This is a genomic window from Actinomadura sp. NPDC049382 (genome assembly GCF_040677125.1).
Classification (GTDB): Bacteria; Actinomycetota; Actinomycetes; order Streptosporangiales; family Streptosporangiaceae; genus Spirillospora; species Spirillospora geliboluensis.
This window is the reverse complement of the sequence record NZ_JBFARO010000122.1, coordinates 1-23,938: the sequence shown is the minus strand read 5'-3', so window position 1 is coordinate 23,938 and position 23,938 is coordinate 1. Positions and strand designations below refer to the sequence as shown.

Here is a 23,938-nt window from a genome sequence, read left to right as displayed (position 1 = left end):
CCACGCCAGCGCGGCCGCCGCGATCACCGTGCCCGCGCCGAGGGCGCGGCGGACCCGCGCGCCCAGCCACAGCGGCCAGCGGGGGACGGCCCTCACCGCGTTCCTTCCGTGTCGTCCCGGGGAACCACCGTCCGGGATTGGGGTTTTCCCGGATGTGCGGGACGGGCGGCACCGGGAGCATGGGGGCGGGCCGGAGGCCGCGCCCCGGCACGGCCCGCGGCGCGCCCGGTGGCGTGCGGGGGCCACCACCGGGTCACCCGGTGCGACCCGGTTCCCGCGGCCAGTTTTCCGCACCGCGCACGGCGAGCGGGAGGCTCCGTTACCCGATCGATGCGCGCCCGCGGCGGCCGCCCGCGGCCGCTTCCGGTCAGCGGGTCTCCGCGGCCCGCAGCCAGGTGAGGACGGCCAGCACCCGCTTGTTGCTGTCCTGCGGGCCCGCCGCCCCGCCCGACGAGGCGATCTTCAGCTTGGTGAAGATCGCCCGCACGTGGTCCTCCACGGTCCGCGCCGACAGGTGCAGCCGCTTGCCGATCCCCGCGTTGGAGTGCCCCTCCGCCATCAGCGCCAGGACCTCCCGCTCCCGGCCCGACAGCCGGGACATCTCCGCCTCGCGGTGCCGCGCCTCGACGAGCCTGCTCACCACGTCCGGGTCGATGACGACCTCGCCGCGCATCACCCGCTCCAGCGCCGAGCGCAGGCTGTCCACGTCGGTGACGTGGTCCTTCAGCAGGTAGCCGACGCCGCGCGGCCGGTCGCGGAACAGCTCCATCGCCTGCGGGGTCTCGTTGAACGCCGACAGCACGAGGACGCCGATGCCCGGATGGCGCTCCAGCAGCCGGCGGGCCGCGACGACCCCCTCGCTGGTGAACGTCGGCGGCATGTGCAGGTCGACGATCACCACGTCGGGCGGGTCGCCGGCGACGCGGGCGAGCAGCTCCTCGCCCGAGCCCGCGGACGCCACCACCTCGATGCCGACCGTGGTGAGCAGGGTGACCAGCGCCTGCCGGAAGATCCCGCTGTCCTCCGCCACGGCTACTCGCATGGCACGTCCATCCTCACCGTCGTGCCCTCGCCGGGGCCGCCGCCGACTTCCACCTCGCCGCGCAGCGCCCCGATCCGGCCGGACAGCCCGGCGAGGTCGGCGGCGGGATCGCCGGGCCCGCCGCCGTCGCAGGTCAGCTCCGCGGCCACCCGGCCGTCCGCATGGCCCACCCGGACGTGCACCCGCGTGGCGTGCGCGCGGTCCACAGCGTACGACAGCGTCTCGCACAGCACGGAGTAAAGCGTGGACTCGATCTCGCGGGAGAACCGGCGCTCGGTGACGTCGAGCTCGACGCGCACGCCGACCCGCTCGGCGACGACCTCCAGCGCCGGCCCGATGCCGTCCTGGACCAGCAGCGCGGGCCGCACCTCGCGGGCCAGCTCGCGCAGCTCGGCGAGGGCCGCCACCAGCTGCTCGCGGCACGTGCGCGCGTGCTCCTTCACCACCGGGTCGCCCGTGACGGCCTCCAGCGTGCCGAGCATCGCGCCGAGCGCGAGGAGCCGCTGCTGCGCGCCGTCGTGCAGGTCGCGGGCGAGGCGCTCGCGCTCGGCGGTCTCGGCCCGGACGAGGCGGCGGTAGGCGGCGCGGACCTGCTCCAGGCCCGCGTGCACGCTCGCCTGCAGCCGCGCGGTCTCCAGCGCCCGGCCGCCCGCGGCGAGCGCGGCCTCGACCAGCGAGCCGTGGTCGCGCAGCGCGGCGCCGAGCTCCACGACGGCGAGCGGCTCGCCCGCCGCGTCCTCGACCCGGCGCCGCCACCGCCCCGCTCCCCCGCCGCCCGGGTCCTCCGGGCCGAGCTCCACGGGGCGCCCGTCGGTGTCGACGTAGGTGCGTTCCGCCGGCGCCCAGAACCACAGCTCCAGCGTCGGGTCGTGCAGGACGTCGCGCAGCGCGTCGCGGACCCGCTCCACCGACACCGGCGCGGTCAGCCGGAGCATCCGGCCGGCGACGGTCAGCTCCGCGATGCGGACCCGCAGCGCGGACGCCAGCAGGGTGAGCGGCACCAGCACGACGACCGCGCCCTGCACCGCGTACACCCGGAGCAGGTCGTCCAGCGGGATCGAGTCCTCCATGATCGGCCGCTGCGTCAGCGCGGCGGAGATGCCCACGAAGCCGATGGCGACCGTGACGGGGAGGGTGAGCAGCCGCCGCATCCGGCCCATCCGCGGCAGCCGCAGCATCAGCACGACGGCGAGCGACACGGCCAGCAGGACGTACAGGGTCGCGGACACCCGCAGGACGACCCGGAAGACCTCCAGGTCGGGGAACGGCGCGGGCCACCACACCGAGTCGCCGCGGAACGCCGCCCACTCCGGCTCCGAGGTCGTCCACAGCGCGGTCGGGCAGCCCCACAGCACCGCGCACGCCGCGGCCGTCCAGATCCGGTCGGGCAGGTACTCCAGCCGCCCGGCCGGATACAGCAGGACGCCCACGGCGAGCGCGAGGTAGAAGGTGGCCTGCGCGTACGGCGACAGGAGCGGCCCGATGGAGGCGTCCCAGCTCGCCGCCCAGTTGACCGCCCAGCAGACGGACGCGGCCGCGAACAGCAGCCCGGTCCGGCGGGTCCGCGGCCCGGTCGCGAGCAGCACCCCCGCCATGGCGATCGCGGCGCAGCCGACCAGCGTGATCGCGGCGGCGGCCGGATGGTCCCGCCAGTACGGCCACCCGGCCGGCAGCGCGAGCCCCGCCACCGCCGGCCCGGCGACGAGGGCGCGCCTCGTCTCCGCGCCGAACCACGGGGGCGACCTGCGCCGCCGCGGTGCGGAAATGACCACGACCATCCCCTCCATGCTCGGACCTCGGCGGGAGGTCCTGCCACCGGAAAGCCACGGGGCGCCGGCCCGTGCTTTCCCGGACGCCGCGGCGGGCGGCGGGACCGCACCGGAAGTGTCCCCGAGGCCGGGGCCCGCCGTCACGGTGCGTTATGCGATCGATGCGCGCGCCGTTCCGGCGTTCTCGTCCCGATCTCGCCGGACCGGAGTCCCGCCGGCCCGGGAGCATTCGGGACGCGCCTCCCTTGACGCGGGACGGCCCCGCGTCCGGACCCTGGACGCGGCCGAATCCGACCCGGCTGAAAGGAATTCACATTCACCGGGAAAACACCGCCGCCGGCCCGCGTTCTACTGGGTTGCCGGGCCGGGCGGGGAATGCCAGGATCGTTTCGCGGGAGCAATGGGGGACGCGGGGAGAAAGGGGCGCGGGGGAAATGGAGCAGACGACGGCCGTGCGCGGCGCGGGGCCGGGGGCCGGGCTGCCGGTGCCCGCCGGCGCGGCGGGGCCGCTCGCCCCGTTCGCCGACCGGGCGCGGGTCCGGCCGCGGTACCGGGCGATCCTGGCGGTGGACATCGAGGCGTCCACGACGCGCACCGACCCGGTGAAGGCCGAATTGCGCCGCACGCTCTACCGGCTCCTGGAGGAGGCGTTCAACCGCGCCGGAATCGGGCCGCGGCACCGCGAGGAGTACGTCGACCGGGGCGACGGGGTCCTCGTTCTGGTGCGCCCTTTCGACGAGGTTCCGAAAACGCTGCTGCTGCACCCGGTGGTGCCGCTGCTGTCCGCACTCCTCGCCGAATACAATTCGGCGCAGACGATCACGTCCGGCGGCGACCGGCGAATTCGGGTGCGGGTGGTGGTGCACGCCGGAGAGGTGCACAACGACGGGCACGGCAATTTCGGCGAATCCCTCGACGTCGCCTTCCGGCTGCTGGACTCGGCGGAGGCGAAGGGCGCTCTGCGGCGCACCCGCGGGCCGCTGGCGCTGGTCGTGTCCGAGGACATCTACCACTCCATCGTCCGGCACGGGTACGAGGGGATCCGCGCCGACTCCTACGTCCCGCTCGTCCGGCTGGAGGTCACCGGCCGCAGCCACCAGGGCTGGGTGCACGACGCCGGCGCCGCCCCGGCGCGCGTCCACCGGCGCACCGCGCGCGCCGCGCGCGACGGCCTGCCCGTGTGGCGGCGCCGCCTGCGCGCCCTCGCGGTCAGCGGCGGCGGCCCACGCCCGCCAGGGTGAAGGCGCGCTCCGGGTGCGCGGTCCCCGGCCCGTCGGGGCGCCACAGCGGGGTGAAGGTCAGGCCGGGCTCCACGAGGTCGAAGCACGCGACGATGTCGAGGATCTCGGCCCGGCCGCGGCCCCAGAAGTGGCCGCTGGTCGGCTTGAACACCCGGCCGACGTCGCCGCCGGACTCGGGCTCGGGCTCCTGCGTGATGTGCGTGAACACCAGGTGGCTGCCGGGGGCGAGGGCATCGTGCAGGCGCCGCAGCACGGCGGCGGCCTCGGCCGCGTCCGGGATGAAGTGCAGGACGCGGTCGAGCACGACCGCCACCGGCCGCTCGAAGTCGATGAGCGCGCGGACCTCCGGGTCGTCGGCGACGGCCTCCGGGCGCCGCGGGTCGCACCGGACGAACGCGGCCCGCCGCGTCCGGGCGAGCAGCGCGCGGGCGTGCGCCAGCACCACCGGGTCGCCGTCGGCGAACACGACGGCCGAGTCGGGCGCGACCTGCGCGGCGACCTCGTGGACGTTCCCGCGCGCGGGCAGCTTGCTGCCGATGTCGATGAACTGCCGGACGCCCGCGCGGGCGAGGAACCGCACCGCGCGGCCGATGAAGGCATGGTTCTCCCGTGCCGCCGCCCGCGCCTCGGGGATGACGGCGAGCAGCTGCTCGGCCACCTCCCGGTCGGCCGCGTAATTGTCCTTGCCGCCGAGCAGGTAGTCGTAGATCCGCGCCGTGTTCGCCGTGACCAGATCCACGTCGGCGGGAGTCCACCTCTCATCGGCCATCGCAAAGCTCCGCTCATCCCCGGTCAAATGATCGTCTCATGGAACGCGGAGTGCTCGCGCCGGAACCCACCGTGAGGCACGCGGGCGCGGGCGCGGGCGCGGCGGAGCAGCCCTAGTCGGGCAGCAGCGGGACCTGCACGCCCTGGTCGCGGTTCAGCAGGACGGCGCGGGTGATGGCGGACGGGCCGAACCGCTCCCGGACGCCATCCACAGCGCCGTCCACGGCCATGGCCTGGTCGAACGGCAGCGCGAGCTGGACGGCCCGGTCGTCGTGCAGGTTCCCGAGTGAGACGCCGATCAGGGTCAGCCCCCGGCTCTCGACCAGCGGCGTCGCGGCGGCGAGCAGCCCCCGCGCCGCCGCCAGGATCGCGGGGGTGTCGGCGGTCGCCTGCGCCAGCGTGTGCGAGCGGGTGGCGCGGGCGTAGTCGCCGAACCGCAGCCGGAGGGTGACCGTCCGGCACACGCGGCCGGCCTTGCGCAGCCGTCCGCCGAGCCGGTCGACGAGGCCGACGAGCATGGCGTCCAGCTCCGCGGGCGACCGGCGGCGGCGCCCGAGGGCGCGCTGCGCGCCCATGGACCGGCGGCGCACGCCCGTCCGCACCGGGCGGGGGTCGCGGTTGAGCGCGAGCGCGTGCAGGTGCCGCCCCGCACCCGGGCCGAGCAGCGACACCAGCGCCGACTCGGGCATGTCCGCCACGTCGCCCACGGTCTCCACGCCGTACCCGGCCAGCTTGGCGGCGGTCGCCGGGCCGACGCCCCACAGCCGCCGCACCGGGAGCGGGCGCAGGAACTCCAGCTCCCCGTCCGGCGGCACCACCAGCAGCCCGTCGGGCTTGGCGACGCCGCTGGCGACCTTGGCGAGGAACTTGGTGCGGGCGACCCCGACCGTGATCGGCAGCCCGACCTCCTCGGCGACCTCCCGCCGCAGCCGGGCGGCCACCTCCGCGGGGACCCGGCGCAGCCCGTCCACGTCGAGGAACGCCTCGTCGATCGACAGCCCCTCGACGAGCGGCGTGGTGGCCCGGAAGACGGCGAACACCGCCTTGCTCGCCGCGCTGTAGGCGCTCATCCGCGGCGGCACCACGACCGCGCGGGGGCAGAGCCGCCGCGCCTGCCCGCCGCTCATCGCCGTGCGCACCCCGTGCGCCTTGGCCTCGTAACTGGCGGCCAGCACCACGCCCATCCCGACGATGACCGGCCGCCCGCGCAGCGACGGATCGTCGCGCTGCTCGACCGACGCGTAGAACGCGTCCAGGTCGGCATGCAGGATCGTCGCGGCACCGGACACGAACATATGTTCGCATAACCGGTGTCCGGGCAGGTAGGGGGCCCGTGGCGGCGGGACGCCGCCACGGGCCGCGGGGTGGGTGGTTACTCGTTGAAGAGGCGGCCGTAGTCGGCCATGGCGAGGGCGATGTCCGCCTGCGCCCAGAAGCGGTGGTAGGTGAAGGTCGGCGCGGTCGAGGTCTCGCCGTTGGCGTAGGCCATGACGCGCTGGTAGTCGGGGTCGCTCTTGTAGAAGGAACGGATGGAGATGAAGGTCGAGTTGGAGTTGATCGGGTCGCCGTTCGGCATGGTGCCCGTCCAGCCGGACGGGACGTAGACCGGGTCGGTGAGGCGGTTGTAGTCGGCCCGGGTCTCCTGCACCGACACGCCCTTGGCGTCAGCGTGCTTCCACATGGCGTCGAGCAGGTCCTTGGCGGCCTTCTTGGCGTCGGCGTTGCCGGACTTGGCGGCGTAGTACGTCAGGGTCTTGGCGTACGCGGCGGCCACGCCGACGTCGTTGGTGTAGTCCTGCACGGTGACGTGCAGGCCGGTGTTGGCGGGCGGCATGCCGCTGGCCGACGACCAGTTCGCGTCCGGCTGCCCGGTCCACTTGAGCGTGGACGGGATCTTGATGCTGCCGGTGGACGGGTCGACGGTCGTCTGCGACAGCGCCCAGGAGACCCACTTGTCGAGGATCGCCTTGGCGTTCGCGTCACCGGTGACCTGGTAGTACTCGGCGACGCGCTCCATCGACCACGCCTGGAAGCCGAACCACTGGTTGCTCGGCGGGTCGTGGTAGACGGGCTGCCAGTCGTAGGCCATGCCGTAGAACTCGGTGAGGCCGGTCGGCGGGGTGCTGTAGCTGCCCTCCCAGCTGTTGGTGACGCCGCCGGCGATCCCGCCCTCGGCGGACTGCAGCCACTTGTAGAGCTGCAGCTGCCGGGTGAGGCTCTTCTCCCAGTCGGCCTTGGCCGTGGCGCCCTTGGGGGCGAGCGCGGCGTCGTTCACCAGCGCGTAGGCGGCCAGGGGGTTCTGGTAGCCGAAGTGCGAGGCGCCGTCGCCGATGCGCCAGGCCCAGCCGGCGCTCGTGTCCGTGGCGCCGCCCCAGGCGTAGTACCAGGACAGCAGGTAGTGCTCGCTGTCCTTGCCCGTCCCGGCCGGGCAGGACGTGGCGGGGTGGCAGTCGCCGATCTTCTTGAAGTACTTGTCGAAGAAGGAGTAGCGCAGGTAGTCGCCCATCTTGCCGGCCTTGGCGACGGTGGCCGAGACGGAGCCGGCCTTGCCCTGCTCCGCGGCCCAGGTGTTCGCCCAGTACGCGGCCTGGATGGCGCGCGCGTCGGCGTCGGGGGCGTCGGTGAACTTCCACTGCTTGGCGTAGGACGAGTCCTTGATGAACAGGTCGAGGTAGCCGTTGGTGCCGCCGAAGGCGAACTTGTCGCACGTCGGCTGCGGGACGGTCTCGAACACCGACTCCTGGGCGCCGCGCTGGTAGGTGTTGATGTAGGACGGGCCGTCGGCGCTCGGGCCCTCCTCGCAACCGCCGCCCGGCGTGTTGCCGTAGCCGTACACGTTGTCGACGTCCTGCAGCCAGTGCATGCCGTAGATGTCGTCGGTGCCGTAGGCGGACTTCAGCTCGCTCGCGATCGGGTCCTGCCCGACCGGGATGTTGCCGTCGATCTGCGACGGGTAGTCGCTGACCTCGGGGTGCTCGGCGGCGTAGGTGGCGGGCTTGGAGGCGTTGTAGAAGGAGTTCGTCGGCTGGTCCGCGTGGGTCGGGATCATGTACTTCTCCATCAGCGCCCACGCGGCGTTGAAGGGGGCCCAGTTCTGCGTGACCTTGCCGTACATGGCCTCCAGCCAGATGAGGTAGCTGTAGGCCTCGGACGTGGTCTCGTGCCCGTGGTCGGGCGCCTCGACCATGAAGGTCTCGACCGAGTGGTACGGGATGCCCTCGGGGCTGAAGTAGCCGTTCGCCGGGTCCTTGATCTTGTTGTACTGGTCGAGGAACCGCTGGGTGTAGGTGTCGCCGCCGGTGGCCACCTCGGTCGCGGTGACGGTGGCCGCCGCGTAGCCGGTGGCCGACGAGGTGAACGTCGCCTGGCCCGTCCCGGAGTCGTCCGCGGTGATCGTCACGTTCTGCGCGGTCGACCAGTTCTGCGGCGTGAACGTGAGCGATCCGCCGCCGGTCACCGACAGGCCGCTGTTGCCCGCGGTGCGGGCGGTCGTCACGGTGACGTTCGAGGACGGCGCCTCCGACAGCTTCACCGCGTACGTGGCCGTGGAGCCCTGCGCGATGGTCAGCGTCGCCGGGTTGGCCACGACGCTCGCCTCGGCCGCGACCGTGATGCCGACCGGCGCGGACTCGGCCGTGCCGCCGGCGCTGTCGGTCACCTTGGCGTAGAGCGAGTAGCCGCCCGCGGCGGTGGGCGTCCAGTTCAGCGCGTAGGGGGCGGTGGTGTCGGCGGCGCCGAGCGGGCCGTCCTGGTCGAAGAACTCGACCTTGGAGACGGTCGCGCCGGTCCCGGCGGTGGCGGTCGCCGCGAGCGGCACCGAGGCGCCCACCGAGTAGGTGGCCCCGGCGGCCGGGCTGGTCAGCGCCACCTTCGGGGCGGACGTGCTGCCGTTGCAGGGCGTGCCGTTCAGGGTGAAGGACGTCGGGTCGGTGTTGGTCCCGCTGTAGGTGAACTGCGCGCCGATGTTCACGGTCGCACCGGACGCCAGCGACCCGTTCCAGCTCTCGTTCTGGACGGTGACGTCCTGGCCGGACTGCGACCACTTGCCCGACCAGCCGCTCGCCAGCTTCTGGTTCCCCGCGTAGGAGTACTTCAGCGTCCAGCCGTTCAGCGCGTCACCCTGGTTGGTGATGTCGATGCTGGTCGTGAAACCGCTGCCCCAGTCGTTCTTCTTGTAGACGACCTTGCACGCGGCGGCGGCGGCCTGCGCGGGCGCCAGCACCCCTAGGCCACTGCAGAGCAGGGTCAGCGTCGCGCCCACGGCCGTGAACGCGCGCCATCGTTGCCGTCTTCTCACCGTTGTTCCTTCCTGAGTCACCCGGCGTGCGGGCATACCGGGCTCCACCGCCGGCGGACTCCGGCGATGGCGTCTCTTCAAGGGGCGCGCCGCGAGGCGGGCGCGCGTCAGGCCGGGGCCGTCAGCCGGACTCCCGGATGATCAACTTGGTGCGCAGCACCACGCGGCGCTCGGTGTTCGGCCGGCCGCCGGTGCAGGCGCGCAGCTCGCGGGCGAGCCGGGCGCCGAGGTCCTCGGCGGGCTGCCGGACGGTGGTGAGCCGGGGCCGCACCTGCCGGGCGACGGGCGCGTCGTCGAAGCCGACGACGGCGACGTCGTCGGGCACCCGCCGGCCGGCCCGGCGCAGCGCGCTGAGCGCGCCGACCGCCATCTGGTCGGACGCGGCGAGCACGGCGTCGACGTCCGGCCGGCGCTCCAGCAGCCGGCGCATCGCGCGCTCGCCGGACAGCCGGCCGAAGTCGCCCTGGCAGACGAGCCCGTTGACGCCCATCCCGGCCTCCCGGGCGGCGAGCCGGTAGCCGGCCAGCCGGTCGACGGCCGCGCCCATGTCGGCGGGCCCGGCGATCGTGCCGATGCGGCGGCGGCCGGTGGTGAGCAGGTGCCGGACGGCGGCGTGCGCGCCGCCGCGGTTGTCGACGTCGACGTAGGGCAGCGCCACCTCGTCGAGGGGGCGCCCGGCCAGCACCACCGGGGCGCCGGCCGCGGCCTGCACCAGCGGGGCGACCTGGTCGCGGCGGGCGCCGACGAGCAGCACGCCCTCGGCCCGGCCGCCGCGCAGGTAGCCGGTGGTGGCGCGCCACTCGTCCGGCCGGCCGGCCATGAGGACGACCAGCGGCGCGCGGCCGTCCAGCTCGCGCCGCACGCCCCACAGCAGGCGCGCGAAGTAGGGGTCGCCGAGGACGCGGCAGGCGTCCTCGCACACCACGGCCGCGATCGTGCCGGAGGACTCCCGGTCGGGGGAGCCGCCGCGGCGGCGGACGTAGCCGAGCCGCTCGACGGCCGCCTCCACCTGGAGGCGGGCCGTCCTGCTGACCCGCGCCGAGCCGTTGAGCACGCGGGACGCGGTCGCGGGCGACACGCCGGCGAGCTCGGCGACGTGGGCGAGGGTCGGGGGCCGGTCGGGAAGGGCGGGGTCTTCGGGATGGGTGAGGGTCACGCTTGAGCACTCCCTTCGGGGGTTCCCGGGCCGTCGCGGGGGTGGGACCGGGTCGGGAGTAGTGGGAGCGCTCCCAAGAATCCGATCGGACGCGGATTGTGTCAAGGGTCACAGGCCACATGGATGCACGGAATGGCTCCCCGGTCCCTCACCGCGCGCGCGAGCCGCCGTGAAAATTCGTGAAAGGAATGGAACAGGGGTTCCATGCCGCGTCCGGGCCGTTCTACGTTCACCGCAGTCCAGGAGTGGGAGCGCTCCCAAGCGAAAAGTCACGACGTGAAAGCCGAGATCATGAGATCGCCTTCCCCGCGCACCGCCGCGGCGGCCGCCCTGACCGGCGCACTGTGCGCGGCGGGCTCGCTCGCCGCCACCGGCGCCGTGCTCGGCGCGCCGCCGGCCCGGGCGGCCGTCGCCTGCGAGGTCGCCTACACCACCAATGACTGGGGCACGGGCTTCACGGCCGCCGTCACGATCACCAACCGCGGCGCGGCCGCCACCGGGTGGACGCTGACCTACTCCTACGCCGGGAACCAGCGGCTGGCGAACGGCTGGAACGGCCGCTGGTCGCAGTCCGGCGCGGCCGTCACCGTCCAGAACGAGAGCTGGAACGGCGTCCTCGCGACGGGTGCGTCCGTCCAGGCCGGAGCCCAGTTCACCTACAGCGGCAGCAACGCCGACCCCACCGACTTCAAGGTCAACGGCACGGCCTGCAACGGCGACGCCGGGCCCACCGATCCGCCGACGACGCCCACCACTCCCCCGCCCGGCGGGCCGGCACCGGAGCTGAAGGTCTCCGGCACCGCCTTCACCGACGCCGCCGGCAACACCGTCCGGCTGCGCGGGGTGAACCGCTCCGGCGGCGAGTTCGCGTGCGTCCAGGGCAACGGCATCTGGGACGGCCCGATGGACGCGGCCTCGGTCGCCGCCATCAAGGGCTGGAACGCGAACGCCGTCCGGGTGCCGCTGAACTCCGACTGCTGGCTCGGGCTGGACGACGTCGACCCGGCCTACCGCGGCACCGCCTACCGGAACGCGGTGCGGAACTACGTCGGCCTTCTCGAAGAGAACGGCATCACGCCCATTCTGGAGCTGCATTGGAGCCACGGCCTGTGGACCGGCAATGACAACCATTGCGCCACGGCCGCCGCCGAATGCCAGAAACCGATGCCGGACGCCGAATACGCGCCCGAGTTCTGGCGGCAGGTCGCCGCCGCGTACAAGGACGACAGGGCCGTCGTATTCGACCTGTTCAACGAGCCGTATCCGAACAACTTGCAGGTCATGGACTACGGCCAGTCGTGGAAGTGCTGGCGGGACGGCGGCGCGGACTGCACCGGCCTGACCTACGAGGCCGCCGGCATGCAGGACCTCCTCGACGCGGTCCGCTCCACCGGGGCCGAGAACGTCGTGATGGTGGCGGGCAGCAGCTACTCCAACGACCTGTCCCAGTGGCTCGCGCTGAAGCCGTCGGACCCGGCCGGCAACCTCGCGGCGGCCTGGCACTCCTACAACTTCAACTACTGCAGGGACGCGGCCTGCTGGGACCAGCAGCTCGCGCCCGTCGCCGCCGCGGTGCCGCTCGTCGCCGGCGAGATCGGCGAGAACACCTGCGGCCACGCCTACGTCGACACGCTGATGGCCTGGCTCGACGCGCACGCCGCGTCCTACCTCGGCTGGACGTGGAACACCTGGGACTGCTCCAGCGGCCCCTCCCTGATCAGCTCCTACGACGGCACCCCGACCGCGTACGGAGCCGGGCTCCGCGACCACCTGCGGTCCGCCCCCTGACCCCACAGCCCCCCGACCCACCGCCCGCAACACGCCCACCCCAACCAGATGGAGGAGAGACCCGCATGAAGCACCCCCCTGCGCGCAGGAGGCCCGGCGCCCGCCGCGGCGTGGCCGCCGGAGCGGCGGCCGTCCTGCTCGCCTCAGGCACGGTCGCGCTGGCCCAGGCCCAGGCCAGCGCGGCCGCCGGCTGCACCGTCGAGTACACCGCCAACGACTGGGGCACCGGCTTCACCGCCAACGTGAAGGTCACCAACCTCGGCGACGCCCTCAGCAGTTGGACGCTGGAGTGGGACTTCGCCGGCAACCAGCAGGTGACGAACGGCTGGAACGGGACGTTCGCCCAGTCCGGCAAGCACGTGACCGTGAAGAACCCCAGCTGGGGCGGGGCGCTGGCCAAGAACGCCTCCGTCACCCCGGGCTTCCAGGCCACCTACTCCGGCTCGAACCAGGCCCCCACCCGGTTCACGCTGAACGGCACCGTGTGCGACGGGTCGACGGGCGGCCCCACCGACCCGCCGACGACGGATCCGCCGACCGACCCGCCGACCGGTGACCGCGTCGACAACCCGTACTCGGGGGCGAAGGTCTACGTGAACCCGGAGTGGTCCGCCAACGCCGCCGCCGAACCCGGCGGGAGCGCGATCTCCGACCAGCCGACCGGCGTGTGGCTCGACCGGATCGCGGCGATCAACGGCGTGAACGGCGGCATGGGCCTGCGCGACCACCTCGACGAGGCGCTCTCCCAGGGCGCCGGGGTGATCCAGCTCGTCGTCTACGACCTGCCCGGCCGCGACTGCTCCGCGCTGGCGTCCAACGGCGAGCTCGGCCCGAACGACCTCGACCGGTACAAGACCGAGTTCATCGACCCGATCGCGGGCATCCTCGGCGACGCCAAGTACGCCGACCTGCGGGTCGTCACGGTCGTGGAGATCGACTCGCTGCCGAACCTGATCACCAACGCGGGCGACCGGCCGACCGCCACCGAGAACTGCGACGTCATGAAGGCGAACGGCAACTACGAGAAGGGCATCGCCTACGCGCTGCAGAAGCTCGGCGCGCTGTCGAACGTCTACAACTACATCGACATCGGCCACCACGGCTGGATCGGCTGGGACGACAACTTCGGCCCGACCGCGCAGTTGCTCGCCGACACCGCCGACATGTCCGGCTCGAAGGGCAACGTGGCCGGCTTCATCACCAACACCGCCAACTACGGCGCGGTGAAGGAGCCCTACTTCACCATCAACGACTCGGTGAACGGCACGTCCGTCCGCCAGTCCTCGTGGGTCGACTGGAACCGGTACGTGGACGAGCAGTCCTACGCGCAGGCGTTCCGGCAGGAGCTGATCAGCAAGGGCTTCGACTCCGGCATCGGCATGCTCATCGACACCAGCCGCAACGGCTGGGGCGGCACCGAGCGCCCGACCGGTCCCGGCCCGCAGACGGACGTGAACGCCTACGTCGACGGCGGCCGCATCGACCGCCGCATCCACCTCGGCAACTGGTGCAACCAGGCCGGGGCGGGCCTCGGTGAGCGGCCGAAGGCCGCGCCCGCGACGGGCATCGACGCCTACGTGTGGATGAAGCCCCCGGGCGAGTCCGACGGCGCCAGCGAGGAGATCCCGAACGACGAGGGCAAGGGCTTCGACCGGATGTGCGACCCGACGTACACCGGCAACCCGCGCAACAACAACCACATGAGCGGCGCCCTGCCGGACGCGCCGCTGTCCGGGCACTGGTTCTCCGCGCAGTTCCAGGAGCTGCTGCGGAACGCCTACCCGCCCGTCCAGTAACCGGCCCCCTCCAGGAAAAGGCCCCGCGACCCGCTCCCGGTCGCGGGGCCTCTCCCTGTCGCGGGGCCTCTCTGTGCCGGGGAGCCGTGCCCGAGGGTCGGGCCGCGTGCCCGGGGGCCGGCCGGAACGGGAGCGGCCCGCGGCGTCCCCTGTCGGACGCCGCGGGCCGTGTTCTGTTGGGAGCCGTGTTCTGTTGGGAGCGGTTCGATCGGGAGCTTTCAGGAGGTCATGCAGTGCGGTTCGACGTCGGTGGCCGAACTGGGGGCGTTCGCGGTGAACCCGAACGTCGTCGAGGCGCCGACGGCCAGCGACCCGTTCCAGCTCGCGTTCTTCACCGTGACGTCCGGGCCGGACTGCGTGTAGGTGCCGTTCCACAGGCTGCCGACCGTCTCGCCGTTGGCGAAGGTGAAGTGGGCCATCCAGCCGCTCAGCGGGAGCGTCCCGGTGTTGGTGACCTTGACCTCGCCCTGGTAGCCGCCGCCCCAGCTGTTGACGGAGCGGTACTCGGCGGAGCAGACCATGCCCGGCGTGCCGGGCGGGTCGGTCGGGTCGGTGGGCGGGTCGGTCGGGTTGCCGTCGCCCTCGCCGACGCCCGTCACCTCGCCGTTGCCGCCGTCGAACACGACGTCGGAGCAGCCGTAGAACGTCTCGTTGCTGTCCGAGCGCTGCCACACCGTGTAGATGATGTGGCGGCCGCTCTTGCCGGACGGGAGCCGGGCGTTCCAGTGGTAGTAGGCGTCCTCGCTGCCGGGCGAGCCGACGCTCGGCGGGTCGGTGGCGCTGTAGAACGGCTGGTCCTCCAGGTCGTCCCAGCTGAGCGGGCGGGTCGGGCTCCAGGTGTCCTTGGTGATGTAGGTGCGGAACGTCCCGGGGTGGGCCGCCCACTTGTTGTACCGGAACTCGATGTCCGCGCCGGACGTCAGGTGCGTGACCGGCCAGTCGTCGCGGGCCAGGTCGTAGCCGCTGAAGTCGTACACGACCGCGCCGCCGCTGCACAGCCTCCCGTCGGGGATGAAGCCGCGGGTGCGGCCCGCGCCGTCCGAGCGGAGCACCGCGAACCAGTTGTACAGCGAGGTGGTGCCGCTCTGCGCGACGGCCGCCGCGCACGCGGGGTTGTGCGGGACGATCTGGCCGGTCGAGGTCAGCCCGTCCTTCCAGCACAGGTACGTGCGGCTGCCCGGCACCATCATCGCGCCGTGCGCGGACGCCGGCACGGCGGTGATCAGGGCGCCCGCCAGCATGGCGGGGCCGAGCACCGCGCCCGCCGCCAGCGCTCTTCGTCGTCGCTTTCCCATCGTCCTCCCGTCCACGGGCCGAGGAGAGTCCTGTCCAGGCGGACGCTAGCTCCGCGCCGGCGGGGCCCGGAACGGTCCTTTCACCCTTTCATCGAAGGGCGGTGACGGCAGGACCATACGGCCCGGACGGCGTCGTCCGGGCCGTGCCTCGGGCGGGCTCAGCCCTTCGTGGCACCGGCGGTGAGCCCCCCGATCAGCTGCCGCTCGGCGATGGCGTAGAAGGCGATCGCGGGGACCATGGCCAGCACGATGTAGGCGATGACGAGCGCGTAGTTCGTCGAGTACTGCCCCTGGAACTGCTGGATGCCGACGGGGATCGTCTGCCACTTCGGGTCGGCGAGCACCAGCAGCGGCAGGAAGAAGTTGTTCCAGCTCGTCACGATGGCGAGGACCGACACGGTGCCGAGGGCGGGCCGCGCCATCGGCAGCAGGATCCGCCAGAAGAACCCGAACCGGGAGCAGCCGTCCATGACGGCGGCCTCCTCCAGTTCGCCGGGGATCGTCCGGAAGAAGGACCGCAGGATGATGATCGTGATGGGCAGCGCGAACGCGGCCTGCGGCAGGATGATGCCGAGCGGGTTGTCCAGCAGCCCGAACGAGCGCAGCAGGACGAACAGCGGCAGCACCGCCACCGCGGGCGGGAACATCAGCCCGGCCGCGAACAGCGTGAAGAAGAACTCCCGGCCCCGGAAGGCGTAGCGGGCGAACGCGAACGCCGCCAGCGCCGACACCGCGACGGTGATCAGCGTGGTGGCGACGGCGATCAGCACGCTGTTGGCGATCTGCCGCCAGAAGTCGCCGGACGTCAGGATGCCGGTGTAGTTCGACACCTTCCACGGGTGCGGCAGCCCCAGCGGGTCCGCGGTGAGGTCGCCGGTGGTCTTGAAACCGGAGATCACCGCGTACAGCAGGGGGACGACGACGAACGAGCCGAGCACCCACACCAGCGTGTGCCGGGACAGGCTCCGCGCGAGGCCGGCTCTCATCGGCGGCCTCCCGCGTTGGTGACGGCGCCCTGCAGGTCGCGGCGGAGCGCGTAGCGCTGGTACAGCAGGGAGAAGACCATGCAGATGAGGAACATGGCGACGCTGATCGCGCCCGCGTAGCCCATCTGGTAGCGCTTGAAGCCGAACTGGAACATGGTGACGGCCATCGTCTCCGTGGAGTGCGTCGGCCCGCCCGTCGTGGTGACCCACACGAGGTCGAACAACTGGAGGGAGCCGATGACGGACAGGAACACGCTGATGCGCAGCGTCGGGCCGAGCAGCGGCAGCGTGACGCTGCGGAACCGCCGCCAGGGGCCCGCCCCGTCGATCGCGGCGGCCTCCAGCACCTCCGACGGGATGCCCTGCAGCCCGGCGAGGTAGATCATCATGTGGAAGCCGAAGTACTTCCACGTCATGACGGCGAACAGGGTGGGGAGCGCGGTGTCGGGGTCGGCGAACCACCGGCCGGCGAGGTCGCCGAGCAGCGGCAGGTCCTCGACGAGCTTGTCGGCGAGCCCGCTGCCCGGCAGGAAGATGATGCCGAACAGGACGCCCGCGATCACCTCGGACAGGATGTAGGGCGCGAAGAAGATCGCCCGGTACACCGCCCGGCCGCGCATCCTCTGGTTCAGCAGGACGGCGGTGCCGAGCGCGATCGGCAGCTGGACGGCGATCGAGAACACGATGATCAGCAGGCCGCGCCACAGGTCGCCGCGGAAGACGGGGTCGTCGGCGAGCTTGCGGTAGTTGCCGAGGCCGACGAAGTCCTCGGGCCAGCCGAAGCCGCCCCAGCGGAAGAAGCTCGTGTAGAACGCGACGAAGATCGGGATCAGGACGAAGAAGAAGAACAGCAGCAGGGCGGGCAGGAGGAACCAGGTGCTGGACGCCCAGCCGCGCAGCCGCTCCCCCGCCGACGCCTCGGGGCCCCGCCTGCGCGGGGCCCGTGCGGCGTGCCGCGGCCGGTCGTCGGTCGTGGCGGACAGGGTCATTGGCTCTTGGCCACCTTGGTGACCGACTCCGTGACCTGCTGGGGCGTCTTCTTGCCGCCGATGAGCGCCGCCACGCTGTCATTGACCTCCTGGCCGACCGCGGGCGGGAACGCCTGGTCCAGGTAGAGCTGGAACCCGGTGGAGCTGTTCAGCGCGTCGGCGACGAGCTTGCGGTTCTTGTCGAGCTCGCTCTCGGCGCCCTTGACGACCGGCATGAAGGCGCCGGACGAGACGAGCTTCTTCTCGTTCTCCTGGTTCATCAGGAAGGCGAGGAAGTCGATGGCCTCCTTGGGGGCGTCCTTGCTGAGCGCGTGCCCGTTGCCGCCGCCGAACACCTCGGTCGCCTGGCCCTGGCCGCCCTCCACGCTCGGGAAGGGGAACCAGCCGAGGTCTTCGCCGAGGTCCTTGCCGGAGGCGTCCTTCTGCACCGCGGGCGCCCACTGCCCCATCAGCTCCATGGCGGCCTTGCCGGCGCCCATGGTCGCGGCCTGCCCGCCGGGCGTGTCGTAGCCGGCGTTCTGGAAGCCCTTCTGGAAGGGGTCGAGGTCGGCGAGCTCCTTGACCTTCTGGCCCGCGGAGACGAAGGCGGCCCCGCTGAAGTCGTTGGCCTTCTCGGCCTGCTGCAGCGCGGGCAGGCCGCCGATGCGCATCGCGAGGTAGGCCCAGTAGTACATCTCGGGCCACTTGTCCTTGCCCGCGACCGCGATGGGGGTGACCCCCGCGGACTTGAGCTTGCGGACCGCGTCCAGGTACTCGGTCCAGGTCTTCGGGGTGTCCTTGATCCCGGCCTTGCTGAACAGGGCCTTGTTGTACCAGAAGCCCACCCCGCCCATGTCGTACGGGATCGCGTAGGTCTTGCCGTCGAACTGGTAGGGCTTCTGCGACACCGGCGTCATCGTGTTCAGGATGGCGGAGCCGTCGGAGGTGACGTCCTTGACCAGGCCGGCGTCGATCTGCTGCTTGAGGACCCCGCCGCCCCAGGTGACGAAGATGTCCGGCAGCTTCCCGGAGGCGGTCAGCGCGGTCATCTTCGACTTGAACGCCTCGTTCTCCAGGTTGGTGAGCTTGACCCGCACGTTCGGGTGCGCGGCCTCGTACGCCTTGGCGATCTGCGGGTAGAGCGTCTTGGACGGCTCGGTGGTCGCGATGTCCATCCACTCGATGGTGACCTTGCCGCCTCCCGAGTCGCCGTCGCCGCAGGCGGCGAGGAGGGGCGCGGCGGTGATCGCCACGGTGCCCGCGGAGACCGCGGTCAGGAACGAACGGCGCGACAGGTGCGGAATGCCCATGGTGGCCTCCTGGATCGGGGGTGGGCTTGGCCGGGACCGGCGGGCGGGGGGAACCGTCCCGCTTCGAAAGCTTTTCGAAACTCTTCGAGCTTGCCGTTGCCGTGGAACTCTAAGAAAGGGCCACCCCAGGGTCAAGGCTTCGCCGCCCGTTGACCTAAATGAAATGTTGAGAAGTGGATCCGGGGGGCTAGGAGCGAGCGAAACATTGCGATACTGTTCGCAATCGTTTCCTCGGGGAGGAGTGAAGCGTGCCCGTGCGCACCACCGATGAGATGCCGGACCCGCCGGCCCGGCCCACCCTGGCGCTGATCGCGTCGGAGGCGGGGGTCTCCCCCGCCACGGTCTCCAAGGTCCTGAACGGCCGCACCGACGTGGCCGCCGCGACCCGCGAGCGGGTGGAGGCGCTGCTGCGCACCCACAACTACCCGGGCCCGGGCGGCTCCCGCCGGGCCCGCAGGTCCGGCCTGATCGACCTGGTCCTCGCCGGCCTCGACAGCCCGTGGGCGGTGGAGATCCTGCGCGGCGTGGAGGCCGAGTGCGCCGAGCACGGCACCGGCGTCGTCGTCTCGCTCGTCCGCGACGACGACGCCCGGCCGCCGAGCTGGCAGAACCTGCCCGCGCTGCACCACAGCGACGGGGTCATCCTCGTGACGTCGCGGATGACGCGCCGCCACCGCGAGCAGCTGGAGCGGGCCGGTGTCGGCCTCGTCCTGGTCGACCCGGTGAACCTGCCGGACAGCGACATCGCCAGCGTCGGCGCCACCAACTGGGCCGGCGGCCTCGCCGCCACCGAGCACCTGATCGAGCTCGGCCACCGCCGCATCGCGATGATCGGCGGCCCCGCCGACATGCTCTGCACCCAGGCCCGCCTGGACGGCTACCGGACGGCGCTGGAGCGCGCCGGGATCGAGGTCGACAAGGACCTCGTCCGCTACGGCGACTTCCACCACCAGGGCGGGTTCGCCCGCACCCGCGAGCTGCTGGAGCTGCCCGTGCCGCCGACCGCGGTGTTCGCGGGCAGCGACGAGCAGGCCATGGGCGCCTACCAGGCGGCCCGGCTGGCCGGGCTGCGCATCCCCGAGGACCTCAGCGTCGTCGGCTTCGACGACCTGCCCACCTGCGAGTGGCTCTCGCCGCCGCTGACGACCGTCCGGCAGCCGCTGGAGGAGATGGGCCGCGTCGCGGCCCGCACCCTGCTGCAGCTGCTGGACGGCCGCCCGCCGCTGACCCCGCGCGTGGAGCTGGCCACCGACCTGCGTGTCCGCGCCTCCACCGCGCCGCCGCCCCCCACCCCGCCGGTCCACACGGAGGAACGATGACCGAAGCCGTCCCGGCCGCGAGCGCGACCCGCGAGCCCTGGCAGGACCGCGAGTCGCCGGTCGCCGAGCGGGTCGCCGACCTGCTGGCCCGGATGACGCCGGAGGAGAAGGCGGGGCAGCTCGCCGGGTTCTGGGCGATGCCCGCCGAGCCGGGCGAGCCGGTGGCCCCGATGGAGGACGACTCGCACGAGACCGCCCCGGCGCTCGCGGACGTCGTCGACCGCGGCCTCGGCCAGCTCACCCGCGTGTTCGGGACCGCTCCCGTCCCGGCCGCCGAGGGCGTCGCGCGGCTCCGCGAGCTGCAGGGCCGGATCGCCGCCGGCAACCGGTTCGGCATCCCGGCGATCGCGCACGAGGAGTGCCTCAACGGCTTCATGACGTGGGGCGCGACCGTGTTCCCGAGCCCGCCCGCGTGGGGCGCCGCCTTCGACGCCGAGCTCGTCGGCGAGATGGCCGCCGCGATCGGGGCGAGCCTGCGCGCGGCCGGCGTGCACCAGGGCCTCGCGCCCGTGCTCGACGTGGTCCGCGACGCGCGCTGGGGCCGGACGGAGGAGTGCATCGGCGAGGACCCGTACCTCGTCGGGGTCCTCGGCACGGCCTACGTGCGGGGCATGGAGGGGGCCGGCATCGTCACGACGCTGAAGCACTTCGCCGGCTACTCCGCCTCCCGCGCGGGCCGCAACATGGCGCCGGTGGCGATCGGGCCGCGCGAGTTCGCCGACGTCGTCCTCGAACCGTTCGCCATGGCGCTGCGCGCCGGCGCCCGCTCGGTCATGCACTCCTACACCGACGTGGACGGCATGCCCTCCGCCGCCGACGAGCGGCTGCTGACCGGGCTGCTGCGCGGCGAGCTGGGCTTCACCGGCACCGTCGTCGCCGACTACTTCGGCATCTCGTTCCTGGAGACTCGGCACCGGGTGGCCGGGTCGCGGGGCGGGGCCGGCGCCCTCGCGCTGCGCGCCGGGATCGACATGGAGCTGCCGACGGTCCGCTGCTACGGCGAGCCGCTGATCGAGCTGGTCCGGTCGGGCGCCGTCCCCGAGGAGCTGCTGGACCGGGCGGCGGGCCGGGTGCTGGCGATGAAGGCCGAACTCGGCCTGCTGGACGGCGTGCCCGGTGATGACGTGCCCGGTGACGACGTGCCCGACGACGGGGACGCGCGGGCCCTCGATCTCGACCCGCCCGAGCACCGCGCGATCGCGCGGCGGCTGGCCGAGGAGTCGGTGGTGCTGCTCGCCAACGACGGCGTGCTGCCGCTGCGCTCGGGCGACGGCGTCGTGGTGGCGGGGCCGCTCGCGGAGGACCCGTTCGGGATGATGGGCTGCTACACCTTCCCGGCCCATGTCGGCCGCCAGCATCCCGAGCTGCCGCTCGGCGTGGAGATCCGCACCGTCGCGGACGCGCTGCGCGCCGAGCTGCCCGGCGTCCGGGTGGCGGGCTCGAAGGACGTGTTCGTCGCCGACGACGCCGACATCGAGGCGGCGGCCGCCGCGGCCGCGGACGCCGAGGTGTGCGTGCTCGTGCTCGGCGACCGGGCGGGGCTGTTCGGCCGCGGCACGTCCGGGGAGGGCTGCGACGCCGAGACGCTCGCGCTGCCGGGGCGGCAGGCGGAGCTGGCCGAGGCCGTGCTGGACACCGGCACGCCCACGGTCCTCGTGATGCTGAGCGGGCGCCCCTACGCGATCGAGGGGCTCGCCGACCGCGCCGCCGCCGTCGTGCAGGCGTTCTTCCCGGGCGAGGAGGGCGGCCCGGCGGTCGCCGGCGTGCTCGCCGGGCGGGTCGACCCGTCCGGGCGGATGCCGATCAGCGTGCCGCGCCGCGCGTCCGGCCCGCCGGTCACCTACCTGCGGTCGCCGATGGACGGCGGGCACGACTGGAGCGCCGTCGACCCGGTCCCGCTGTACCCGTTCGGCCACGGCCTGACCTGGACGACGTTCGAGTACTCCGGCCTGGAGGTCGGCGAGCGCGCGGCCACCGACGGGACGGTCACGGTCAGCGCGGCGGTCCGCAACACCGGCGACCGCGCGGGCACGGAGGTCGTCCAGCTGTACCTGTCCGACCCGGTCGCGTCGGTGGTGCGGCCGGTGCGGTGGCTGGCCGGGTGGGCCCGGGTGCGGCTGGAGCCGGGCGAGGCGGCCCGGGTCGCGTTCGAGGTGCACGCCGACCGGACCTCGTTCACGGGCGCCGACCTGCGGCGCGTCGTCGAGCCCGGCACCGTCGGGGTCGAGGTCGGGCGGTCGAGCGCGGACCTTCCGCTGTGCGGCTCGTTCACCCTGGACGGGCCCGTCCGGGAGCTCGGCACCGACCGGGTCATGACCGTGCCCGTGGAGGTGACGCCGCTGTGACCCGGTTCCTGAACCCGGTGCTGCCGGGCTGCCACCCCGACCCGTCGGTCTGCCGCGTGGACGGCGACTTCTACCTCGTGACGTCCACGTTCGAGTGGTTCCCCGGGCTGCCGGTGTTCCACAGCCGCGACCTGGTGCACTGGCGGCAGATCGGGCACGCGCTCGACCGGCCCGATCAGCTGCCGCTGGACGGGGTGCCCGCGTCCGGCGGCCTGTACGCGCCGACCCTGCGCCACCACGACGGCACCTTCTACCTGGTGTGCACCCTCGTGGACGGGACGGACTGGTCCGGGCACTTCGTGATGACCGCGTCCGACCCGGCGGGGCCGTGGTCGGACGCGCACCGGCTGGACGGCGCGGGCATCGACCCGTCGCTGTTCTTCGACGACGACGGCCGCGCCTGGTGCACCGGCACGCGGCTGACCGGCCGGTACGAGGGGCACACCGAGATCTGGCTGCGCGAGTTCGACCCGGCGGCCCTGGCGCTGACCGGCGACGAGCACGTGATCTGGGACGGCGCGGTGAAGGGGTCGATCTGGTCGGAGGGCTCCCACCTCTACAAGATCGGCGGGCGGTACCACCTGCTCACCGCGGAGGGCGGCACGGCGCTCGACCACGCCGTGATGATCGCGCGCTCGGACTCGGTGACCGGCCCGTACGAGGGCAGCCCGCGCAATCCGGTGCTGACCCACCGGAACTTCGGAACCGGCCACCCCATCGTCGGCACCGGGCACGCCGACCTGGTCGAGACGCCGGACGGCGAGTGGTGGATGGTGCTGCTGGCGATGCGCCCGCACCGCGGCGACCGGTGCGTCCTCGGACGCGAGACCTTCCTGGCCCCGCTCGCCTGGGAGGACGGCTGGCCGGTCACCGGCGGGCGCGTCGAGCCGAGCCACCCGGTCCCGTCGCTGCCGCCGCATCCGTGGCCGGCCGTCCCGCGAAGCGGGCAGTTCGACGGCCCGGAGCTCGGCCCGGAGTGGAACATGCTGCGGCCCCCGCGCGAGCGGTGGTGGAGCCTGTCCGAGCGGCCGGGGCACCTGCGGCTGCGCGTCCGGCCGGAGAGCCTCGCGGACGTCGCCAACCCGTCGTTCGTCGGCCGGCGCCAGCAGCACCACGACTTCGCCGCCTTCACCGCGCTGGACTTCGTCCCGGCCGACGAGGAGTGGGCGGGGCTCGCGCTCGTGCAGAACAACGACTTCCACGTCCTGCTGGTGTCGGCGGCCCAGGGCGTGCTGCTGGTGAAGCGCGAGCAGGGCGTCGAGACGGTGCTCGCCATGGCGCCGCCCGCTCCGGGACGGGTCGGGCTCGGTTTCGAGGCCCACGGGCGCTGGTACCAGGCGTCCTACAGCGCGGAGCCGGGCATCTGGACGCCGCTCGGCGACCCCGTGGACGGCGACATCCTGACCAGCCAGGTCGCGGGCGGCTTCACCGGCGCCTACATCGGCCTCTACGCCACGTCCAACGGGCGGGCGAGCGCGAACCACGTCGACTTCGCCTGGTTCGAGTACACCCCGCTCCCAGGCGCGCCCTAAAGCAGCAGCGCGGGGTCGGCGATCACGCGTTCCACCACCAGGCCGGCGGCGCCGAGGACGGCCGCGCCCTCGGCGAGGCCGGAGACCTCGACCGGCGGGACGCCCCGCCGCAGCGATCCGGAGCCGCCCGCGAGGACGTCCTGGAGCGGGGGCCGCACCCACGCGGCCAGCGGCGAGAACACGCCGCCGAGGACGATGGTGTCGGGGTCGATCAGGTTGACGACGGAGGCGAGCGCGCCGCCGAGCGCCCGCCCGGCCCGCGCCACCGCGCCGAGCGCGGCGGCGTCGCCCGCCTCCAGCCGCTCGACGAGCCCCCCGACCGAGCC

Annotated in this window: 17 protein-coding genes; 6 read left to right on the top strand and 11 right to left on the bottom strand. The window is 73.2% G+C overall.

Annotation, left to right across the window (positions count from 1 at the left end; all coding sequences use genetic code 11):
• Positions 1–367: 367 nt before the first annotated feature.
• Both AB0K34_RS38360 and AB0K34_RS38355 read right to left on the bottom strand, forming a co-directional pair.
• Positions 368–1,042 carry a response regulator transcription factor gene (locus AB0K34_RS38360; protein WP_138636959.1) on the bottom strand — a complete coding sequence of 225 codons (675 nt, stop codon included), beginning with the start codon at positions 1,040–1,042 and terminating at the stop codon, positions 368–370.
• The gene (locus tag AB0K34_RS38355; RefSeq protein WP_301175906.1) at positions 1,033–2,820 is read right to left on the bottom strand and encodes a histidine kinase; all 1,788 of its coding nucleotides are present in this window, start codon (positions 2,818–2,820) and stop codon (positions 1,033–1,035) included. The genes AB0K34_RS38360 and AB0K34_RS38355 overlap by 10 nt, the downstream gene beginning before the upstream one ends.
• A 425-nt stretch (positions 2,821–3,245) precedes the next feature.
• Here AB0K34_RS38355 and AB0K34_RS38350 point away from each other — a divergent pair, with 425 nt between their 5' ends.
• A complete protein-coding gene (locus AB0K34_RS38350; protein ID WP_301175907.1) occupies positions 3,246–4,052 on the top strand; it encodes a hypothetical protein in 807 nt (268 codons plus the stop codon).
• On the opposite strand, the gene AB0K34_RS38345 is transcribed toward AB0K34_RS38350, so the two are convergent.
• From AB0K34_RS38345 to AB0K34_RS38330, 4 genes are all read right to left on the bottom strand, one after another.
• The gene (locus AB0K34_RS38345; RefSeq protein ID WP_138641373.1) at positions 4,021–4,821 is read right to left on the bottom strand and encodes an SAM-dependent methyltransferase; all 801 of its coding nucleotides are present in this window, start codon (positions 4,819–4,821) and stop codon (positions 4,021–4,023) included. The two genes, AB0K34_RS38350 and AB0K34_RS38345, sit on opposite strands and share 32 nt — an antisense overlap.
• 112 nt (positions 4,822–4,933) lie before the next feature.
• Complete coding sequence (gene dinB, locus AB0K34_RS38340; RefSeq protein WP_364553647.1) at positions 4,934–6,109, bottom strand: DNA polymerase IV; 1,176 nt, start codon at positions 6,107–6,109, stop codon at positions 4,934–4,936.
• 83 nt (positions 6,110–6,192) lie between these two features.
• The gene (locus tag AB0K34_RS38335; protein ID WP_364553646.1) at positions 6,193–9,117 is read right to left on the bottom strand and encodes a glycoside hydrolase family 48 protein; all 2,925 of its coding nucleotides are present in this window, start codon (positions 9,115–9,117) and stop codon (positions 6,193–6,195) included.
• A 121-nt stretch (positions 9,118–9,238) separates the two neighbouring features.
• Positions 9,239–10,273 carry a LacI family DNA-binding transcriptional regulator gene (locus AB0K34_RS38330; protein WP_301175908.1) on the bottom strand — a complete coding sequence of 345 codons (1,035 nt, stop codon included), beginning with the start codon at positions 10,271–10,273 and terminating at the stop codon, positions 9,239–9,241.
• Between the two features lie 291 nt (positions 10,274–10,564).
• On the opposite strand from AB0K34_RS38330, the gene AB0K34_RS38325 reads away from it, so the two are divergent.
• Positions 10,565–12,061 (top strand): cellulase family glycosylhydrolase, encoded by a 1,497-nt coding sequence (locus AB0K34_RS38325; protein ID WP_301175909.1) that lies wholly within the window; start codon positions 10,565–10,567, stop codon positions 12,059–12,061.
• Positions 12,062–12,126: 65 nt separating this feature from the next.
• Positions 12,127–13,857 (top strand): glycoside hydrolase family 6 protein, encoded by a 1,731-nt coding sequence (locus tag AB0K34_RS38320; protein WP_138641573.1) that lies wholly within the window; start codon positions 12,127–12,129, stop codon positions 13,855–13,857.
• Positions 13,858–14,075: 218 nt separating this feature from the next.
• Here AB0K34_RS38320 and AB0K34_RS38315 read toward each other — a convergent pair whose 3' ends face one another.
• The 4 genes from AB0K34_RS38315 to AB0K34_RS38300 all read right to left on the bottom strand — a co-directional run bounded on the left by AB0K34_RS38315 (position 14,076) and on the right by AB0K34_RS38300 (position 18,416).
• Complete coding sequence (locus tag AB0K34_RS38315; RefSeq protein WP_138641574.1) at positions 14,076–15,152, bottom strand: lytic polysaccharide monooxygenase; 1,077 nt, start codon at positions 15,150–15,152, stop codon at positions 14,076–14,078.
• A gap of 158 nt (positions 15,153–15,310) precedes the next feature.
• Positions 15,311–16,138, bottom strand: a complete 828-nt coding sequence (locus tag AB0K34_RS38310) for a carbohydrate ABC transporter permease (RefSeq protein ID WP_138641575.1) — start codon at positions 16,136–16,138, stop codon at positions 15,311–15,313.
• A complete protein-coding gene (locus tag AB0K34_RS38305) occupies positions 16,135–17,127 on the bottom strand; it encodes a sugar ABC transporter permease (RefSeq protein ID WP_364553645.1) in 993 nt (330 codons plus the stop codon). Before AB0K34_RS38305 ends, AB0K34_RS38310 begins: the two co-directional genes overlap by 4 nt.
• Positions 17,124–18,416 carry an extracellular solute-binding protein gene (locus tag AB0K34_RS38300; protein ID WP_138641577.1) on the bottom strand — a complete coding sequence of 431 codons (1,293 nt, stop codon included), beginning with the start codon at positions 18,414–18,416 and terminating at the stop codon, positions 17,124–17,126. The genes AB0K34_RS38305 and AB0K34_RS38300 overlap by 4 nt, the downstream gene beginning before the upstream one ends.
• Positions 18,417–18,688: 272 nt before the next feature.
• Between AB0K34_RS38300 and AB0K34_RS38295 the strand changes: the two genes are divergently transcribed.
• From AB0K34_RS38295 to AB0K34_RS38285, 3 genes are read left to right on the top strand one after another with little or no spacing between them, the layout of a single operon-like run.
• A complete protein-coding gene (locus AB0K34_RS38295; RefSeq protein WP_138640829.1) occupies positions 18,689–19,735 on the top strand; it encodes a LacI family DNA-binding transcriptional regulator in 1,047 nt (348 codons plus the stop codon).
• Complete coding sequence (locus AB0K34_RS38290) at positions 19,732–22,080, top strand: glycoside hydrolase family 3 N-terminal domain-containing protein (RefSeq protein ID WP_364553644.1); 2,349 nt, start codon at positions 19,732–19,734, stop codon at positions 22,078–22,080. The genes AB0K34_RS38295 and AB0K34_RS38290 overlap by 4 nt, the downstream gene beginning before the upstream one ends.
• Entirely contained in the window at positions 22,077–23,612 is a 1,536-nt protein-coding gene (locus tag AB0K34_RS38285; RefSeq protein WP_364553643.1) for a glycoside hydrolase family 43 protein, read from the top strand. Before AB0K34_RS38290 ends, AB0K34_RS38285 begins: the two co-directional genes overlap by 4 nt.
• Here the strand turns inward: AB0K34_RS38285 and AB0K34_RS38280 are convergent.
• Positions 23,609–23,938: ROK family protein (locus AB0K34_RS38280; protein WP_364553642.1), on the bottom strand; the 330-nt coding region annotated here is incomplete at its 5' end. The genes AB0K34_RS38285 and AB0K34_RS38280 overlap by 4 nt on opposite strands.

Bases quoted from the DNA above. Each gene is read 5' to 3' on its own strand.
- AB0K34_RS38360 (WP_138636959.1), bottom strand. From the start codon at position 1,042: ATGCGAGTAGCCGTGGCGGAGGACAGCGGGATCTTCCGGCAGGCGCTG.
- AB0K34_RS38355 (WP_301175906.1), bottom strand. From the start codon at position 2,820: ATGGTCGTGGTCATTTCCGCACCGCGGCGGCGCAGGTCGCCCCCGTGG.
- AB0K34_RS38350 (WP_301175907.1), top strand. From the start codon at position 3,246: ATGGAGCAGACGACGGCCGTGCGCGGCGCGGGGCCGGGGGCCGGGCTG.
- AB0K34_RS38345 (WP_138641373.1), bottom strand. From the start codon at position 4,821: ATGGCCGATGAGAGGTGGACTCCCGCCGACGTGGATCTGGTCACGGCG.
- AB0K34_RS38325 (WP_301175909.1), top strand. From the start codon at position 10,565: ATGAGATCGCCTTCCCCGCGCACCGCCGCGGCGGCCGCCCTGACCGGC.
- AB0K34_RS38320 (WP_138641573.1), top strand. From the start codon at position 12,127: ATGAAGCACCCCCCTGCGCGCAGGAGGCCCGGCGCCCGCCGCGGCGTG.
- AB0K34_RS38315 (WP_138641574.1), bottom strand. From the start codon at position 15,152: ATGGGAAAGCGACGACGAAGAGCGCTGGCGGCGGGCGCGGTGCTCGGC.
- AB0K34_RS38310 (WP_138641575.1), bottom strand. From the start codon at position 16,138: ATGAGAGCCGGCCTCGCGCGGAGCCTGTCCCGGCACACGCTGGTGTGG.
- AB0K34_RS38305 (WP_364553645.1), bottom strand. From the start codon at position 17,127: ATGACCCTGTCCGCCACGACCGACGACCGGCCGCGGCACGCCGCACGG.
- AB0K34_RS38300 (WP_138641577.1), bottom strand. From the start codon at position 18,416: ATGGGCATTCCGCACCTGTCGCGCCGTTCGTTCCTGACCGCGGTCTCC.
- AB0K34_RS38295 (WP_138640829.1), top strand. From the start codon at position 18,689: ATGCCGGACCCGCCGGCCCGGCCCACCCTGGCGCTGATCGCGTCGGAG.
- AB0K34_RS38290 (WP_364553644.1), top strand. From the start codon at position 19,732: ATGACCGAAGCCGTCCCGGCCGCGAGCGCGACCCGCGAGCCCTGGCAG.